Source organism: Mesorhizobium sp. M1A.F.Ca.ET.072.01.1.1, from assembly GCF_004023325.1.
Taxonomy (GTDB): Bacteria; Pseudomonadota; Alphaproteobacteria; order Rhizobiales; family Rhizobiaceae; genus Mesorhizobium.
In genome coordinates, this window is the sequence record NZ_RZSF01000604.1 from 1 (window position 1) to 1696 (window position 1696).

The 1696-nt window shown below is 65.7% G+C and carries 1 protein-coding gene; it reads left to right on the plus strand.

Features of this window, described 5'->3' with window-relative positions; genetic code table 11:
* The first annotated feature begins 270 nt into the window (after positions 1–270).
* Positions 271–1647 carry an MFS transporter gene (locus EOA32_RS36815; RefSeq protein ID WP_128374277.1) on the plus strand — a complete coding sequence of 459 codons (1377 nt, stop codon included), beginning with the start codon at positions 271–273 and terminating at the stop codon, positions 1645–1647.
* Positions 1648–1696 lie beyond the last annotated feature (49 nt).

Here is a 1696-nt window from a genome sequence, read left to right on the forward strand (position 1 = left end):
ACCTGACGGGCATGTAGGTTTACCCTCCCGCTTGCGGGGAGGGTCGCTGCGAAGCAGCGGGGCGGGAGGCAGCGCCGACCCCCCATGCGGACCTGAGGTGCGACTTCCCCAGAAGGAAGAGGTCGCGGCCGGCGCTCTTTTTCCCGCTGACGCGAAGTGGAAACGCGCAAGCCAATGAGCGGCGGCGCCGTGCTTGTTCATTTGCATCGCCGCCCGAAAACATGCAGACATGCGCGGGTCGCGGGCGGAGCGGACGATGCCGGAGGGGACATGGCCGAAGTAGCAGTGCAGCGGGCAACGGGGCGCGGCATTTGGGGCTGGATGTTCTTCGACTGGGCGGCGCAACCCTTCTTCACCGTCGTCACCACCTTCATCTTCGGGCCATACTTCGTCTCGCGCATGGCGAGCGACCCCACAACCGGGCAGGCGGCCTGGGGTTACGGCATCGCTGCCGCGGGTCTCGTCATCGCGGTGCTTTCGCCGGTGCTCGGCTCGATTGCCGACCAGACCGGGCCGCGCAAGCCATGGATCGCCTCCTTCGCGGCGGTCAAGATCATCAGCCTTACGCTGCTTTGGTTCGCCGCGCCCGGCTCCAGCCTGTTCCTGATCGTGCTGCTCTTCTCGGTCGCCTCTGTGGCCGCGGAATTCTCCACCGTCTTCAACGATTCCATGATGCCGCGCCTGGTACCCAAGGAGGACATCGGCAAGATCTCCAACATCGCCTGGGGACTCGGCTATCTCGGCGGCATGGTGGCCTTGATCTTCGTGGTGCTGTTCCTGGCCGGCAATCTGGAAACCGGCAAGACGATCATCGGCCTCGACCCGCTGTTCGGGCTCGATCCTAAGCTCGGCGAGGACGCGCGCTTCACCGGGCCGATGTCGGCCGGATGGTACTTCCTGTTCATCCTGCCGATGTTCATCTTCACGCCGGACGCCATCAAGGGGCTTTCAATGGGCCCGGCGGTGCGGGAGGGCCTGTCGGAATTGAAGTCCACGCTCTTCGAGGTGCGCAAGCGCGTCGGCATCTTCCGCTTCCTCGTCGCCCGCATGATCTATCAGGACGGCGTCAACGCGCTCCTGGCGCTCGGCGGCACCTTTGCCGCCGGCATGTTCAACTGGTCGATCACCGAGATCGGCATGTTCGGCATCATCCTCAACGTCGTCGCGATCTTCGGCTGCTGGATCGCCGCGCGCCTCGACACCGCGCTCGGTTCGAAGGCCGTGGTGATGTTTGCGCTGATGCTGCTTTTGCTGGCTACGATCGGCGTCGTGTCGACCGGGCCAGGCTTCACGCTGCTCGGCCTAATACAACTGCCCACCACCGATTCCGGCGGCCTCTTCGGCACCGCGGCCGAAAAGGCCTACATCCTCTACGGCCTGCTGATCGGGCTCGCCTTCGGGCCGGTGCAGGCCTCCTCGCGCTCCTACATGGCGCGCAGCGTCACGGCCGCCGAGTCCGGCCGCTATTTCGGCATCTACGCGCTGGCCGGCAGGGCAACGAGCTTCCTGGCGCCGTTCCTGGTGTCGACGATCACGCTGGCCAGCGGCTCGGCACGGCTCGGCATGGCGGTGATCGCGCTGTTCCTCGGCCTCGGCATGGCAATCCTGGTCAGGACGCCATATCCGGCGGACAAGCCGGTGGAGTGATTTACCCTCCCCCTTGTGGGGAGGGTCGATCCGCGAAGCGGAGCGGGGT

Excerpts from the sequence above, each read along its gene's own strand:
- EOA32_RS36815 (WP_128374277.1), top strand. The coding sequence starts at position 271 with ATGGCCGAAGTAGCAGTGCAGCGGGCAACGGGGCGCGGCATTTGGGGC.